General features: G+C 44.4%; 17 protein-coding genes. 9 read left to right on the top strand and 8 right to left on the bottom strand.

What is annotated here, in order from left to right; translation table 11 throughout:
* Positions 1–27: 27 nt before the first annotated feature.
* Positions 28–648: a CPP1-like family protein gene (locus IM507_RS01870; RefSeq protein ID WP_002732774.1), complete on the top strand. Its 621-nt coding sequence runs from the start codon at positions 28–30 to the stop codon at positions 646–648.
* Here the strand turns inward: IM507_RS01870 and IM507_RS01865 are convergent.
* A complete protein-coding gene (locus tag IM507_RS01865; protein WP_002775478.1) occupies positions 645–1,340 on the bottom strand; it encodes an HAD family hydrolase in 696 nt (231 codons plus the stop codon). The two genes, IM507_RS01870 and IM507_RS01865, sit on opposite strands and share 4 nt — an antisense overlap.
* A 413-nt stretch (positions 1,341–1,753) precedes the next feature.
* Here IM507_RS01865 and sds point away from each other — a divergent pair, with 413 nt between their 5' ends.
* On the top strand, positions 1,754–2,725 hold the full coding sequence (gene sds, locus IM507_RS01860) for a solanesyl diphosphate synthase (protein WP_002775476.1): 972 nt from the start codon (positions 1,754–1,756) through the stop codon (positions 2,723–2,725).
* Here sds and IM507_RS01855 read toward each other — a convergent pair.
* The gene (locus IM507_RS01855) at positions 2,722–3,267 is read right to left on the bottom strand and encodes a hypothetical protein (RefSeq protein ID WP_123231200.1); all 546 of its coding nucleotides are present in this window, start codon (positions 3,265–3,267) and stop codon (positions 2,722–2,724) included. The two genes, sds and IM507_RS01855, sit on opposite strands and share 4 nt — an antisense overlap.
* 118 nt (positions 3,268–3,385) lie before the next feature.
* The gene (locus tag IM507_RS01850; protein ID WP_123231201.1) at positions 3,386–3,718 is read right to left on the bottom strand and encodes a 2Fe-2S iron-sulfur cluster-binding protein; all 333 of its coding nucleotides are present in this window, start codon (positions 3,716–3,718) and stop codon (positions 3,386–3,388) included.
* A 62-nt stretch (positions 3,719–3,780) separates the two neighbouring features.
* Here IM507_RS01850 and cimA point away from each other — a divergent pair, with 62 nt between their 5' ends.
* Complete coding sequence (cimA, locus tag IM507_RS01845) at positions 3,781–5,421, top strand: citramalate synthase (RefSeq protein WP_004158098.1); 1,641 nt, start codon at positions 3,781–3,783, stop codon at positions 5,419–5,421.
* Between the two features lie 110 nt (positions 5,422–5,531).
* Here cimA and IM507_RS01840 read toward each other — a convergent pair whose 3' ends face one another.
* The 4 genes from IM507_RS01840 to pilM form a co-directional block, all read right to left on the bottom strand.
* The gene (locus tag IM507_RS01840) at positions 5,532–6,026 is read right to left on the bottom strand and encodes a hypothetical protein (protein WP_002731919.1); all 495 of its coding nucleotides are present in this window, start codon (positions 6,024–6,026) and stop codon (positions 5,532–5,534) included.
* 64 nt (positions 6,027–6,090) lie between these two features.
* The gene (locus IM507_RS01835; protein ID WP_002733632.1) at positions 6,091–6,555 is read right to left on the bottom strand and encodes a hypothetical protein; all 465 of its coding nucleotides are present in this window, start codon (positions 6,553–6,555) and stop codon (positions 6,091–6,093) included.
* A gap of 52 nt (positions 6,556–6,607) precedes the next feature.
* Entirely contained in the window at positions 6,608–7,387 is a 780-nt protein-coding gene (locus tag IM507_RS01830) for an ABC transporter permease (RefSeq protein ID WP_002733502.1), read from the bottom strand.
* A gap of 450 nt (positions 7,388–7,837) precedes the next feature.
* Positions 7,838–8,965, bottom strand: coding sequence for a type IV pilus assembly protein PilM (pilM, locus tag IM507_RS01825; protein ID WP_123231203.1), 1,128 nt, complete (start codon positions 8,963–8,965; stop codon positions 7,838–7,840).
* 508 nt (positions 8,966–9,473) lie between these two features.
* Between pilM and ilvC the strand changes: the two genes are divergently transcribed.
* Complete coding sequence (ilvC, locus tag IM507_RS01820) at positions 9,474–10,466, top strand: ketol-acid reductoisomerase (RefSeq protein ID WP_002734030.1); 993 nt, start codon at positions 9,474–9,476, stop codon at positions 10,464–10,466.
* Positions 10,467–10,591: 125 nt separating this feature from the next.
* On the opposite strand, the gene IM507_RS01815 is transcribed toward ilvC, so the two are convergent.
* Complete coding sequence (locus IM507_RS01815; RefSeq protein WP_002734248.1) at positions 10,592–11,380, bottom strand: ECF transporter S component; 789 nt, start codon at positions 11,378–11,380, stop codon at positions 10,592–10,594.
* 303 nt (positions 11,381–11,683) lie between these two features.
* Here IM507_RS01815 and IM507_RS01810 point away from each other — a divergent pair, with 303 nt between their 5' ends.
* The 5 genes from IM507_RS01810 to IM507_RS01790 form a co-directional block, all read left to right on the top strand.
* Positions 11,684–11,968, top strand: a complete 285-nt coding sequence (locus IM507_RS01810; protein ID WP_002732467.1) for a hypothetical protein — start codon at positions 11,684–11,686, stop codon at positions 11,966–11,968.
* Positions 11,969–12,134: 166 nt separating this feature from the next.
* Positions 12,135–12,911: a M48 family metallopeptidase gene (locus IM507_RS01805; protein WP_002733454.1), complete on the top strand. Its 777-nt coding sequence runs from the start codon at positions 12,135–12,137 to the stop codon at positions 12,909–12,911.
* Positions 12,912–13,267: 356 nt separating this feature from the next.
* Entirely contained in the window at positions 13,268–13,444 is a 177-nt protein-coding gene (locus tag IM507_RS01800; RefSeq protein WP_002734246.1) for a hypothetical protein, read from the top strand.
* Positions 13,445–13,751: 307 nt separating this feature from the next.
* Positions 13,752–15,863, top strand: a complete 2,112-nt coding sequence (gene argZ, locus IM507_RS01795; protein WP_287636445.1) for a bifunctional arginine dihydrolase/ornithine cyclodeaminase — start codon at positions 13,752–13,754, stop codon at positions 15,861–15,863.
* A 158-nt stretch (positions 15,864–16,021) separates the two neighbouring features.
* Positions 16,022–16,348: serine/threonine protein kinase (locus IM507_RS01790; protein WP_287636444.1), on the top strand; the 327-nt coding region annotated here is incomplete at its 3' end.

The following is a 16,348-nucleotide window of genomic DNA, read 5'->3' as shown; positions in this document are numbered from 1 at the left end:
CGGGAGCATAATTAAGGAGGTATGTTCATGAGTGAACAGAATCCCTACGAACAACTTGGGGTTACTGAAGAATCCTCTTTTGAAGAAATTCAAGAGGCCAAACAAAGACTGGTGCAACAGTATCAGAATGATAGCAAAATTGTCGAATCGATCGAGGCGGCCTACGATTCTGTCCTCATGGATCGACTGCGGATGCGACAGGAAGGTAGGATTAAAGTACCCGATCGCATTCGTTTTCCCGAACGTCTGACGATTCCGGTGGAAAGTAAACCAGTTACTAGCAGTAAATCTCCTAACTGGTGGCGAAGCTCAATCGATACACCTTCTGCACAGGATATCGGTGTACCAGCAGTGATTTACGCTTGTTTAGGAGCAATAACGCTGTTAGTTCCCGATCCCAGTGGCTCCCTTTTACCGCTGCTCTTAGCTTTTGGCGTTTTCGTTAATATCTATTTTTTCAACCGCAAAGAAAAACGTTTTGGCCGCGCCTTACTATTCACTCTCGCTGGTTTAGTGCTAGGAGTCGCTCTGGGAGCGGGATTAGCCAGTTTAGCGGCCAAGGCTGATTTGAATATTTTCGGTGATCGCCAAATTTATGCGCTCATCACTTTTCTGATCTTTTGGGTGATTAGTAGTTTTTTCCGTTAACCGAACGCTCGTAGGGATCCTAAGATCACGTCCACTGCTTCCCCAAGGTTATTGACGATATAATCAGGCTCGTAGCTCTCTAAACGGGAACGGCTGCGAATCCCCGATAATACGCCAATAACCTTGATATTTTGGCTCTTAGCGGCGGCAATATCCGCTTCCGTATCCCCCACCATCCAAGTATCGGCAGCCGCCGGCAGTTCTTTAGCGGCCTTAGCCATAAGCAGGGTTTTGTCGCGCACGTCGTTGGTTTTGGTGTAATTGTTATTTAGACAATAACGACGATTAGCGGCGAAAAAACGACCGATATCGTGGCGATTAAAGGCATGATCTAGCTCAGATACCCGCCGCATCGTCATCACGACTAAATCGATCTTTAACTCTTGGATTTTCTGGAGAGTTTCCAAAGAACCAACCACCGGGCGATCGTGGACAAGATAGGGTAAAGTATGGACAGTTTGACGACGAAGATGGGCAAATTTACGCGCTTGATCTTCATCTAATCCTGACATTTCCCCGATACGCTTCTCAGAAACCTGATCCCGTTTTAACTGCCAGAACTCCGCTTTCGATAATTCCCCGATAATTTGACCTTTATAGGCGGTTTTCTGTAAACAGTATTGATAAACTTGGTAATATCGCTCCGATACGTCCATTATCGGGCCGTCAAAGTCGCTAATTAGTCTCAACATCGTTCTAATACTTCTCGCTTTATTAATTTTTATATACAAGTTACCCTAGAGTCTTGACAATGACAAGGGTTTTGTCAGGAAAAAAATTAGGGATGAGGGAAGTGGGGTGTGGGGTGTGGGGTGTGGGGTGTGGGGTGTCGGGTGTGGGGTGTGGGGTGTGGGGTGTAGGGTGTGGGGTGTCGGGTGTCGGGTGTGGGGTGTCGGGTGTGGGGAGGTGGGGGAATTTCAACTAAAACCCTAAAACCCTAAAACCCCAACCCCTCACTGATCACTGATTACTGATCACTGATCACTGATTACTGATCACTGATCACTGATCACTGATGCTTCCCCTTCCCTAGTCTGGACGGTTAGCTTAAAATAAATGTAAGGATATGTAAACTTTCGTAACTATCTCGCCAATTGGCTAACCAATGATCCCAACAACTTCTTTATTCGCACCCGTTGACGATGATCTCCGTCTTTTGACCGATAACTTAAAAAATCTCGTCGGCGCTCGTCATCCCATTTTAGCGGCGGCAGCAGAACATTTGTTCGAGGCCGGTGGTAAACGCGTTCGACCGGCGATCGTGTTGCTGGTATCTCGCGCTACCATGTTAGACCGGGATATCACTCCCCGTCATCGTCGATTAGCGGAAATCACGGAGATGATTCACACTGCCAGTCTTGTCCATGATGATGTGGTAGATGAGGCAGAATTGCGGCGCAGTGTTCCCACCGTTAACAGTTTATTTGACAATCGCGTGGCGGTTTTAGCGGGGGATTTTCTCTTCGCTCAATCCTCTTGGTATCTAGCTAATTTAGATAATTTAGAAGTGGTAAAATTGCTCTCAGAAGTGATTCGCGATTTTGCTGAAGGGGAAATTCAACAGGGAATTAATCGCTTTGATACCAGTATCTCCCTGGAAGCTTATCTAGAAAAAAGTTACTACAAAACTGCTTCTTTAATTGCCAATAGTGCCAAAGCCGCTGGGGTATTAAGCGAGCAATCGGCTGAAGTTAATCATCATTTATATAATTATGGTCGCAATTTAGGATTAGCTTTTCAAATCGTCGATGATATTCTCGATTTTACCTCCCCCACGGAAGTATTAGGAAAACCCTCTGGCTCCGATTTGATCAGTGGTAATATCACTGCTCCCGCTCTCTTTGCTATGGAGGAAAATCCCTATATAGAAGTGTTAATCGAACGGGAATTTAGTCAGGAAGGAGACATCGAAAAAGCTCTTGATTTTATTCACTCTAGCCAAGGTATTCTTCGCTCAAAAGAGTTAGCCAATCAATACGGACAAAGTGCCTTAAAACACCTTGACTGTTTAGCTTCTTCTCCATCAAAAGAGGTGTTAATCGAGCTAGTGGATTACGTTTTGAGCCGAATTTATTAGGGAATCATAGTTCTCGCCGTAGCAATAGTCCACCCATCGACTAATAATAAAAATAGGGTGAGAATAAAAAGAATTCCATACATCCAAGGCTGAGAAAGGGGGCGAATATCGGTCATATCCAAGTTAGTTTTTTCCTCGATTATTTTGACCATGCGATTAAATCCCACCACTCGCATCGGCAATAAATAGGCTTTTTCTGCGGAGCGATCAAGGAAATAATAAACTAAACCACCCTGTCCTGTACTGCGACATTTAAGTTCTTTTATATCTGTCCAATTTAACCACCAACCAGAGCGAAGAAAAGCAGGAAACCATTGGGGATAGGTAACTTGTATCCCTGTCTCTGATAAAATGACTCTTTCACTTAAAGCTCCGTATAAAGCGATTAATCCTAAGCTGATTCCTACCCAGAGAAAATTGGGATTAACGGGGGAATTAGTGACTTTTGCTAAAAAGGGTAAAGGAATGGTTAACGCCACATATAAACTTAATAAAGTTACCCGAATTATTGGTGATATCCGAAAAGTTATTGTCTCGTTCATTTGATAACCTTAATCAGTAAACAGTAAACAGTGAAAAGAAGGCTCCGAACTTGCCACTTAATACTTTAACACTTTAATACTTAATACTGCTCACTGATAACTGATAACTGATAACTGATCACTGATCACTGATCACTGAGTCTCCTTGTCCCCAAAAACCATCGTATTTAGTCACTTCAATATCACCAAAAACTTTGACTTGACAAGCAAGACGACGGTTATTATTGGGGTTATGGGGAGGTAAAGAAAGACGCGCTTTTTCCTGCCAATTGATAGCAGAAACTTCGCCCACAATTGCCACCGCACAGGTTCCACAGCTGCCGATGCCGCGACAATTGATTAACTTGGAACCGCCATTATACAAAGAAATGTCATGTTTTAATAATATACGACGGAGATTTTCACCTCGATCGCAGGTGATTGTTTGACCGTAAACTGTTATTCTAGGCATTAGGAGCGTGATTTTAAGTCGCTACAGTTATTAATTAATATTAACACCTATTGACTATTTCTATGAACAATGGTAAGCGCATTTGGGTCTATGACACTACTCTCCGGGATGGGGCCCAGCGAGAAGGTATTTCCCTCTCCCTAGAAGACAAAATTAAAATCGCTAGGGAATTAGATCGGATGGGTATTCCTTTTATCGAAGGCGGTTGGCCGGGCGCAAACCCTAGAGACGGTCAATTTTTCTGGAAAATGCACGAAAAACCCCTAAAACAAGCGGAATTAGTCGCTTTTTGTTCCACTCGTCGCCCCCATGTCGAAGCCCGAGAAGATCCGATGTTAACCGCCATTCTCGCAGCTAGAACCCGTTGGGTGACAATTTTCGGCAAATCTTGGGATCTGCACGTCACAGAGGGCTTAAAAACCAGTTTGGAGGAGAATTTAGCCATGATAGGAGATACGATCGAGTATCTACGCTGTCAGGGAAGACGAGTCATTTATGATGCCGAACATTGGTTTGATGGTTACAAAAATAACCCCGAATACGCCCTTTTAACCCTCAAAACCGCCAGGGATGCCGGGGCCGAATGGTTAGTTTTCTGTGATACCAACGGTGGCACTTTACCCCAAGAAATCGCCCCTATTGTGGAGAAAGTGCGGGAGCAATTGGGTATCGATCCTGATGAGGAAAATGCGCCTCAATTAGGCATTCATGCTCATAATGATGCAGGAACCGCCGTAGCTAACTCTTTAGCGGCAGTTAACGAGGGCGCACGCATGATTCAAGGCACAATTAACGGTTATGGGGAACGCTGCGGCAATGCCAATTTATGTACTTTAATTCCCAATCTTCAGTTAAAAATGGGCTTTTCTTGCCTAGAAGAAAATCAATTAGGCCGATTGACGGGAACTAGCCGAAAAATCAGCGAAATGGTCAATTTAGCCCCGGATGATCATGCTCCCTTCGTCGGACGTTCCGCTTTTGCCCATAAAGGCGGTATTCACGTTTCTGCGGTGGCGAAAAATCCCCTCACCTACGAACATATTAATCCAGAAGCGATCGGGAATCAGCGCCGCATCGTCATTTCTGACCAATCGGGATTAAGTAATGTCTTAGCGAAAGCGCGCAGTTTTGGCATCGATTTAAATAAAGATGATCCCACCTGTCGGCAAATATTGGAACGTTTAAAAATCTTAGAAAGTCAGGGTTATCAATTTGAGGCAGCCGAAGCTAGTTTTGAGTTATTAATGCGGGAAGCTTTGGGACAGAGAAGTCACCTTTTTGAATTAAAAGGATTCCAAGTTTATTGTGATATGCTCCGGGATAGTGGTAATGCGATTGCGACAATTAAAGTACAGGTAAAAGAGGAAGATTTATTAGAAGTGGCCGAAGGTAACGGGCCCGTGGCTGCTTTAGATCGGGCTTTAAGAAAGGCTTTAGTCAAATTCTATCCCGAAATTGCTAACTTTCACCTGACCGATTATAAAGTGAGAATTCTCGATAGTGGTTCGGGGACGGCAGCGAAAACTAGGGTTTTAATCGAGTCCAGTAACGGTCAACAAAGATGGACTACTGTGGGAGTGTCTAGTAATATTTTGGAAGCTTCCTATCAAGCAGTAGTAGAAGGAATTGAATACGGTTTATATCTGCTGCAAAACAATAAACTAGAATTATCGGGTCAATTTTGTCCTTTGGGGATAATTTAGAGAACAGTTATCAGTAATCAGTAATCAGATTTTTTATCCCCACACCCCACACCCCACACCCCACACCCCACACCCCACTTCCTGCTCCCCTTTCTAGGATTAAATAACCCCTAGGATAATAATCGGGTAACAAAAGAATTTTGCCAACGACGGGCCAAAGCCCGTAGATACATATTAACGGGAAACTGATAATATTCGATAATTAACCAGAGTAAACAAATAGCATGGCAAATAAAGGTTAAAATCGACCAAAATAGAGGCACCCATGACAAAGAACTCCCCTCGACCGGAGGAAAAAGATAGGCTCCCGTAGCCACAATTGCTGTGGGAAAAATCACAAATCCTAAACCGATAATTAAGTAAAAACCTGCCATCTCCATTCCTTCTCTCGGTAAACCCTGCCAATACTTACCATTCCAATACCAAGTTAAGGGTAATTGACTATCGGCCATTTTTAAAAGCTGTCTTTCTAAATTAGCAGTAAAAATGTGTTGACAAAAGTTACAAGCATAGGCTTCCATTAGGGGTAAAGTGGCAATTTTACCATGGCGACAGACGGGACAAGAATAGGTATCGTGATAGTTTAATCGGGTTGGCTCGGTCATGGTAATGTGAGTGAGAGTAAAAAAGGCAATTGCAGATAATTAACTTTTCCCTATTGATAACTAATTAAGCAAGATTGGGAGGAATTGCCGCTAGTTTTTGCAGTTGTTTTTCAATATTAGCCTTTAATTGGATCCGGGAGATTTCTTTTCCTGTTTGAGCGGTGTGTGCATTTTCCAGAAAAATAATACTATCTACTTTTTCTACGGCAAATAATTGGAATAAAAGATGGGTTACAGGAATCAGGAGCGTTGATAGGGGCGAATTAGCAGTATTTTGGGCAGATAGGGCCATTTTTTCCGTAGCAAAGGCATAGATCACCCTTTTTTCCTGTTGCGGCTGCTGCCGATGAGCTAATGTGGTTAGTAACCAATCACCTTGGCTATTCTGAACTACATAGTATTGTAAATGTTTTAACTGTCTAGCAAAAGCTGCAAGGACGGGATTAACCGCTTCTTCCATGACCACGGTTGCCAGTCCGTAATTGACCGCTTCTCGACTTAAAATATGCAGTTGTGCCTTTAATTTCATGGCTAATCATGTCTATAAACTAATCGATGGCGATGACATTCGGCAAGGCCATTTAAAATTGTCGTCGTGAAAAGATGAGGATGGAGATACCCAATAATAGACCAGTATAAACGAGACTGTAGAGGGCATTAGCGATTAAGACATCAGCACTAGGGAGCAAACCATAAACGGCCTCGTTTCTAAAATTCAATCTCTCCAAATCTGGGAGAATTAGATAAATATTTTTGGTGATAGCGAGAATATTGGGATTTTTGCTGATTATACCCAATTGGATCAGATCTTTGCTGATGTGACCCATTAGATAGACCCCAAAAGTCATTAGCGTGGCTAAAATCGAACTGGTAAATACCCCAAAAGCGATCGCCAAGGCTGCGATCAGAATTAATTCCAAACCGAGATAGAAAACCGAGACAATCAGGGGTAAAGCTTGAAAAGATACTTTCATCCCCAGCAACATCAGCAAGTAAATCACCAACATTACCCCCAACATCACCGCTAAAACCCCGGACAAACCCAAGTGTTTACCAAGGATAAATTCGGCCCGACTCAGGGGTTTAGGAATCAAAACTAAAATAGTTCTCTTGTCAATTTCCTGATTAATTAGCCCTGTACCCACAAAAACCGCGACAATTACCCCTAATAGTCCGATAGCGGCTAATCCCAAGTCAAGAAAGATTTTCTGATGGGTTCCCACCGCAATTTCTGGTAATAAACGCCAAGCGAAGGCCATCAACAAGGCAAAAAACCCGATAAAGTAAAGAATGCGATCGCGAATAACCTCGCGAAAACTGTTAGCTGCGATTGCCCAGATTCTCAGGATGCTGATACCCATAGCCTTTCATCAAAAGAACTCTTGCCAATTAATTATATGTTATGGTCGTGGGTTAACTAATTTTCCCCAAAAAATTAGTTAGTTCATTTGTTATGAATGAAAACCTGAAGTTTAACTTTTAACCCAAAACTCTTTAGATATGCTTTAATTTGGTTGTCAAAACCTCTTTATTTAGGGTTTGCGGCAAAAAGTTTGTTGGTGGGGTTAGGAGTGAGTAGCCGGCCGTCAGGAGTCGGGAGTCGGGAGTTTCAGGCTTTGTTGCCCTGCTTCTTTGTACCAGTTTATCTACTAAAAAAAGAATAAGGCCAGGTTTTTGAATGTCCCAATCCGATTTTCGCAGCATGAACATTGGATTTTAACAGGTCAAAAGTCTTATTTTAAAAGGGTTTTACTATTATTCAGCCAACCCTAATTAGTAGCGTATGTAAGTGTATGTTAACAAAACGTTAGCTAATTGTCAACCTCCCGCAATCCTAAACCGAGGACTGTTCCTAAACCAGGTCTTTCGGCATTAGGAATCTCTTGAGTTGTATCTAAGTTCAGTGATGTGATGGGATCGATTACCGTGGTGGGGACGTTGAGACGTTGAGTAAAATATTCGTCTAGTTGCGCTAAACCGCCCCCGGGACCGGCTAAAAGTAACTGGACAATTTCCATTTCCAGTTCATCACTTTGGTTAAGATAGAAATTAATCGATCGCCGCAATTCATCGGTTAATTCCCCTAAAACCCGCATCAGTGCCGCAATCCCGGCGGTAGTAAAGGTTCTGGAAGCACCGGTATTGGTGTCAAGACTATCAAAGGCAGTGATCGGGATTGTCATCCCCAAAAGAATCTCAGGACTGCGGGGGGTGGGCAAATTCATCGCCCTGGAAATGGCGTTTTGTAGCTGGAAAGTGCCGATGGGGACAGTGCGGGAAAATTGGGGAACGCCGTCCACCACGATGGCAATTTCCGTGTTATCAAATTCTATATCGACAATAACGGTAGCTTCATTGGAACTAAACTGTCGCAACTGATCGCGAATCGTCCGAATTAGGGAAAAACTATTAATTTCTAGCACATCTACCTGTAATCCTGCCCGTTGCAGGGTTTCCAGATAGGTATCGGTGATCTCCCGACGAGTAGCTACCAGCAAAACCTGCACCTTTTCGATCCCGTCTTCATCCTGAAAGTAGCCCAGTTTTTGGTAGTCGATATCCACTTCCTCCCGCGGATAGGGAAGGTATAAATTAGCTTCATGATTTAAGACCAGATCGCGCAATTCCTCATCGTCCAATTCCGAGGGAATAGGGATAATCCGGATAATTGACTCGCGCATGGGGACAGCAGTAGCGACTCGTTTGCTAGTAATTTTATTTTCCTTGAGGACTTCTTGGATTAATTCCGCTAAAGCGACGGAATCGACGATTTTTCCCTCCTCAAAGATGCCTTCTGGGATATCCGACGAACAACATTTAACTAATTTATAATTTTGTTTCTGTTTGGCGATCTGAACCACGTTAAGACGCTCTGGGGTAATCTCTAACCCAATACCTTGAGTTTTTTTTGTCAATAGCTTCTTAAAAAAACTTACCATAGATTTTCTGGGGCAGCTCTAAGGGAATTGGTGATCAACAAAGCCAATAATCTTGATCTTTTCACCTGATTTTATTTAGTATCGATCAAGGCAGTAAATCAGTCTATAAACGATCCTAACTGGGTAATTTACCCAGAACAGGTGAAAATCGAGGGGGAGAGAAGCTATTTCTGCACTAATATTAACCTGATTATCTGTGTTCAGACCGAGGTTAATCCTAACTGGATAGGAGCAGAGGAAGCAGCTATTGATGATGATATTGTAATCAATTTTGGTGAAAGAACCAAGTCCAAGCTAAAAATTGGCCATTATCCCCCCCTTCTGCTCCACTAGATCAAGTCAGCTTTCCCTAGTTAGAGTACCCAAATATCTCGAGAAAATTCAAATTTTCTCGACACTATTTTTTCTTGACTCCTAGAAATAGGCGATCAAATGCTTCTGACGGGCGTGATTTTCGCGTATAATTAGGAGTTTGCACAGTGACAAAAAAATTTAAGGAGCGAGTTCGATGGCACGAATGTACTATGATGAGGATGCCAATTTAGACTTATTAGCGGGGAAAACGATCGCTATTATTGGTTATGGTTCCCAGGGTCATGCCCACGCATTAAATCTCAAGGATAGTGGCGTTAATGTGATTGTTGGTCTATATCCCGGCAGTAAATCGGCCATCAAAGCCAAAGAAGCCGGTATTCCGGTTTATGATGTGGCCGAAGCCGCTAAAATTGCCGACTGGATCATGATCCTCTTACCAGATGAAGTGCAGAAAACGATTTATCTCAACGAAATTGCCCCGAATTTAAGCGCAGGCAAGGTGTTATCTTTTGCCCACGGTTTTAATATTCATTTCGGTCAAGTGGTTCCCCCGGATAATGTCGATGTGGTTATGGTTGCCCCCAAAGGACCGGGCCATCTCGTCCGTCGCACCTACGAACAAGGTCAAGGGGTCCCCTGTTTATTCGCCGTCTATCAAGATGCTACCGGCCAAGCACGCGATCGGGCAATGGCCTACGCTAAAGGTATTGGTGGCACTCGGGCCGGGGTTTTGGAAACCACTTTCCGTGAGGAGACAGAAACCGACCTTTTTGGCGAACAAGCAGTATTATGCGGCGGTTTAAGTGCTTTAATTAAAGCTGGCTTTGAAACCCTCGTAGAAGCCGGTTATCAGCCCGAATTAGCCTATTTTGAGTGTTTACACGAGGTAAAACTGATCGTCGATCTGATCGTCGAGGGCGGTTTAGCCAAAATGCGCGATAGTATTTCCAATACAGCCGAGTACGGTGACTACACTCGCGGTCCGCGGGTGGTGACGGAAGCAACTAAGGCCGAAATGCGGAAAATCCTCCTGGAAATTCAATCGGGACAATTTGCCAGAGAGTTTGTCCTCGAAAATCAAGCTGGTAAACCGGGTTTCACCGCTATGCGTCGTCAAGAAGCAGAACATTCGATCGAAGAAGTCGGCCAAGATCTGCGGGCGATGATGAGTTGGCTAAAACGCTAGTTCTCTTTTTTTTCGGTGTCGGGTTGGACGCAACCTGGCAATTCTTGCCCTTGCGTCCGCCCCTACACCCCACACCCCACACCCCACACCCTGTCCCCAGGAAAAACTTTTTCAGCAGCTCCTACCTAGTAGATCGCCTCCCGTGATTTAACCAAACCGATCGCCCGTAAACCGGCAATGACACCACAACCGATCACCATACCGACGAGGGAACGAATCAGATTTTCTATGGGAACGATCCCAATTAAAGCGATCCAGACTTCTTCTGGCCAGTTAAAAATCGAGTAGGTAATGGCGACGGCTCCTAAATGGGAGAGGCCGCTGGCGGTCCAGGTACCCCCAAAAATTCCCGCCGCTACTAGGGCTAAATTGCTACCTTTGATCCAATGAGGAAAAAGAGTCCGGGTCGGTAGGATAAATAATACCAAAGCCGACCAATCGACGAAAGCGCCAGCAATAAAGATTCGTGGCGAAATGCCGTTCAGTCCGATCGCCCGGTTAGCGTAGATAAACAGGGGAATCAGAAAAATTAACGTCAATCCTAACCACCAATAACGGCGTTTTTTGCCTAAAACCATCGTTCCCGCGACAAAACTGGCTATAATTGCCCCAAAGACCGAAATAGCGGGAATTCCTGCCGTGTAGGGGGCAAGAAAAGCCCCAATTAAGGACCCAATGCCACTAGCGATCGCCCCAGCGATCGGGCCGAGTAACCAACCCAAAAGGGGAAAAACCGCTTGACTGAGGGGCATACTACCGCCGGAAGCGAGGACAATGGAGAAGGGAATAAAAGAAAGGGTAGTGACAATGGCCGCTAAGACGACAATATAGGCGATCGGCGCCCCATCAATAGCGGCACTACTGACAGCTTCTACTTTGCGTTCTTCCCCTTCAGGGATAATATCTAGGGTCATAGATGAAAGGGTAATTCTAACTTTTCTATCATCCTCTGGTTTTATCCGCTTCGGGCAGTTAATGGTCAACGTTATAGCAGAGGATTTGAGCAAGCGGAAAGGAGGCAGTCGCTGCATCCCCACCGGTGTACGCTCCTGTGGGGAATTCCTCTGCTATATTTTTCTTAACCAAGAATCTTAATGATATTTTAAGATTTTTTAAAAAACCGTCCCTATCGGAGATGAACGTATATCCTAGAGGGGAGCGAGTATAAATTCTTATTCCCGTTCGATCGCGCCCCAATTCTCTGGAGATCAGCACCCATGCTTACTTTGCTCCGTTCTCTGCTATTTTCCACCCTATTAAGTTTTGTTGCCCCCGTCCTCCTGGTGGGTTCGATTTTAACTGCTTTATTCGCCACCAGTCACGTCCCCGGCTTTACTTGGGTTTCTCAGACTGTTTTTAGCCAAATTCTGCAATTTTTAACCATTTTCGGTGGCGGTTATCCCCTACAAGGAATGTTAACCATCGCTGTTACTTTTGCTTTTGTTGGCAGTTTATTCGATTTATTTAACTTTTACGTCTATCAAACCAATCGGGGACAGTAACAGACAAAGGGTGATAAGTAGTCGTGCAAAATTAATTTCCTAGTGAAGATAGGCAAGAGGCAAGAGGCAAGAGGCAAGAGGTGGTTAGATATGTGTAATTAATTTTGCTTAGGTACTTAGACAATGTCTAGAATAAGAATGAGGTTTTTATGGGATCGAATCGTCTATGCGCCTTATTTTCTCCCGTTTTTGGCTATTAACAATAATTTCTCTGCTGCTGAGCCTGAGTATCGGGATTATCAATCCCCAAAACAGTTCCGCGCTCTCGTGGATGGATTTACTTTTTCGGGGTGTGCAAGTTATTCAACTCTCCACTATTTCTCCTCAGCAGGAAGTCGCCATCGGTAGGCAGATTAATCAAGGTTTATTAGAATCAGGTAAGGTGAAACTGTCCAAAGATGCCAGAATTAACCAATATGTCCAAGAAATCGGGCAGCAATTAGCGGCAACTAGCGATCGCCCTGACCTTCCCTACACTTTTCAAGTGGTGCGCGACAATAGCATTAACGCCTTCGCAACTATGGGTGGATTTGTCTATTTACACACGGGATTGATTAAAACTACTGATAATGAGGCCGAATTAGCCAGCGTGATTGCCCATGAAATCGGCCATATCATTGGTCGTCATTCTATCACCCAATTACGCAATACTGCCCTCGCCCAAGGACTTCTCAGTGCGGCGGGATTAGAGACAAAAACTTGGGTACAATTGGCGGTTAATCTCGCCTACAGTTTACCAAACAGTCGCAAGGATGAATTAGAAGCGGACCGACTGGGTTTAACAAATTTGGCCAGGGCTGGTTATGAACCCACGGCGATGATCTCCTTTATGCAAAAATTAACACAACAGGGGGGTTCTACCCCGACAATTCTCAGCACCCATCCGGCTACAAGCGATCGCATTGTGGCACTGCAAAAACAGCTTAATTCGGTTAATAACTGAACTTCCCCCAGACATTATTCTTCTCCCGAATGGCGATCGCTATTCCCCTGCTCTCATGACTTTTTGTTGGGTTTCCTTGGGTCAACCCAACCGGTTTAGCGGTGGGCGTTCCACAGAGGCTAAAATCGATATATTTCCCCACGAAAATTTAGTTAGGACTTGCTGAATAAATCTAAAAACCTTGCTGGGTAAGACTTTTAGACTTTTTGTCAATCAAAAAGTACCAAATATGGGAGTGATCGGGGGGAAAATTCAGGGACTTTTTCCCTGAAAATTAGGTAATTGACCCCCTCAAAATCGGTAAAACCCTATACCCCACACCCCACACCCCACACCCTACCCCCACGAAAAACTTTTTGCCGCAAACCCTAGTTAGAGATGCAATTAAAGTCGTTTCTGATAATTCCTATGTGCAGTCTCACCTAATTTGGCGGATAATGGATGCGGCTGCTACCGTCGCTCCTAACTGGTTGATCGATCATGTACGTCCTGCTGCGGAAAAGATACTCGACGAAAAAAGGGCTGATCCCTAGGAAGAAGCAATTAAATGGCTGATTATATGTCGGGAAGACGGGAAGAATGGCAAACTTATCGGGAAAGTTTAATTAAGGAACATGGACGCAAATCGAAATTTATGGGGTTATTTAAACATCAGGATTTACAATAATTTAAGCTTCTAGCCGTCAGTTATCGGCTAGAATCAGGCTGTTTTTAGCTTGTAGAGTGGAAATTGTCCTAATCTTAGGCCTAGTGACATTTCGGGGCAAAGTGGAGTATAATGGAAGATTGGTCTAAACTTATCTCCAGACTACTTATACTGAATATTCATTGTCAAAAAATATGACTGAAACTATTCGCTTTTTGATGTGTTCTCCCGATCATTACGATGTGGATTATGTGATTAATCCTTGGATGGAGGGCAACATTCACAAATCTTCCCAAGAAAAAGCTAGGCAACAATGGCAGCAGCTTTATCATGTTCTCAAAGATCGGGCGCTCGTGGATTTAGTCACACCAGAAAAAGGCTGGCCTGACATGGTTTTTACCGCTAATGCAGGTTTAGTTCTGGAAAAAACTGTCGTTCTCAGTCGCTTTTTACACAAAGAAAGACAGGGAGAAGAACCCTATTTTAAACAGTGGTTTGAAGATAACGGTTTTACAGTTCACGAACTGCCCAAAGATTTACCCTTTGAAGGTGCAGGAGACGCATTATTAGATCGGGAAGGACGTTGGTTATGGGCAGGATATGGCTTCAGAACTGAGTTAGATTCCCACCCTTTAATCGCTAAATGGCTCGATATCGAGGTTTTATCCCTACGTTTAATCGATGAACGTTTCTATCACCTTGATACCTGTTTTTGTCCCCTTAGTGGCGGTTATCTACTCTACTATCCCGATGCTTTTGATGCCTATTCTAATCGATTAATTGAGTTAAAAATTCCCGAAGAAAAACGCATTATCGTTGAAGAAGCCGATGCGGTTAACTTTGCTTGTAATGCTGTGAATATCGGTCAAGTAATCGTCATGAATAAAATTAGTGACGACTTACAACATAACTTAGCTGCAAAAGGGTTTGAAGTAGTACAAACTCCCCTGACAGAGTTCTTAAAAGCAGGAGGAGCCGCCAAATGTTTAACCCTGCGTACCACCGAACCCTTAATTCCAGACCATCACGCTAATGTCACCATTGAAAGTCGCATTCTCCAGCTAGAAGGTCATCTGCTCGACGCGGGAATTATGAATAAAGCTCTCGATGTTGTGGTAGGAAATGGGGGCAGCTTCAAGGTTTTAAACTTCACCTTAGGGATTGAGCGCCAAAGTACCTCCTCGGCCGAAGTGCGCGTTTCTGCACCCTCTCACGAGGTAATGGAGGAGATCATGGTACAATTGATCGACCTCGGTGCGGCCGCTCGTCCCCAAGAAATCTGTGATGTCAATACCGCAGTGGTGGCACAAGATGGGGTCGCTCCCGATGATTTTTATGTCAGCACCATCTATCCCACGGAAGTGCGGGTTAACTGTGAATGGGTGCGGGTGGAAAATCAACGCATGGATGCGTCCATCGTCGTCACTGAAAGTCCGGAAGGCAAAACGGCAAAATGTACTCTGCTGCGGGATTTAAAAGCTGGCGATCGCGTTATGGTGGGAGTTGAGGGCATCCGTACTATCCGACAGGCGGAATCCAGGGAACAACGCAACAGCACTCAGGAATTTACCTTTATGGGTGCGGGGGTTTCCAGCGAGCGCCGAGTCGAGTTAACCGTGGAGCAGATTGCCTGGGAAATGCGTAAAATTCGCGACCAGGGCGGTAAAGTGGTGGTAACGGCAGGTCCGGTGGTCATTCACACTGGAGGAGCGCAACATCTCTCCCGTTTAATCCGCGATGGTTACGTTCACGCTTTACTGGGGGGAAATGCGATCGCAGTTCACGACATGGAACAGGCGATCATGGGTACTTCTTTAGGGGTAGATATGCAGAAAGGCATCCCCGTGCGCGGTGGCCATCGTCACCACCTCAAGATTATCAACCTCATCCGTCGCCACGGCAGCATCGCCAAAGCTGTATCGGCCGGGGTATTGACAAAAGGCGTAATGTATGAATGCGTCAAGAATAATGTCCCCTTCAGTTTGGCCGGTTCAATTCGCGATGATGGTCCGCTTCCGGATACGGAGATGGATTTAATTAAAGCACAGGAAGAATATTCCCGCTTAATTCAAGGTGCAGACATGATTCTCATGCTCTCTAGTATGCTCCATTCCATCGGTGTGGGCAATATGACACCGGCGGGGGTGAAAATGGTCTGTGTTGATATTAACCCGGCCGTGGTGACAAAATTAAGCGATCGAGGTTCCGTAGAATCCGTCGGTATTGTCACCGATGTGGGTTTATTCCTGAGTCTGTTAACCCAACAGTTGGATAAGTTAACCCGTCCCTTGGTAGAAACGGTTTAAAACCGCAAATAGATATCGGGTGGGTTACGCTTTGCTAACTCACCTATTTTTATCGGTATTTTCAAGCAATTATCGGAGAAAATTTACCCACTAGAGTCGCCCTAGCTTGCTTTCTTTTTGTATAATAGGGTTAATCTTCCCATACTTGTCAAACGGCTATGAGTCTCTGTCTCAATCCCGATTGTTCGCACAAAAACACCCCCACGGATAAATTCTGTCATAAGTGCGGTTCTCAATTACTGCTCAGAGAACGTTATCGAGCGCTAAAATTAATCGGTCAAGGGGGTTTTGGGAAGACATTTCAAGCGATAGATGAGGATAAACCTTCAAAACCCTATTGTGTGATTAAACAATTTTTCCCGTCAGCGCAGGGAACAGGAACTTTACAAAAAGCAGCAGAATTATTTAAAGAAGAAGCGATTCGTTTAGATAGTTTGGGAAGATACCCACAAATCCCCGAACTTTACGCCTATTTTACCGCTAAT

Origin of the sequence: Microcystis sp. M20BS1, assembly GCF_020245305.1 — a bacterium.
GTDB lineage: Bacteria > Cyanobacteriota > Cyanobacteriia > Cyanobacteriales > Microcystaceae > Microcystis > Microcystis ichthyoblabe_A.
The sequence above is the reverse complement of the archived record's forward strand: the minus strand, read 5'-3'. Positions and strand labels throughout refer to the sequence as shown.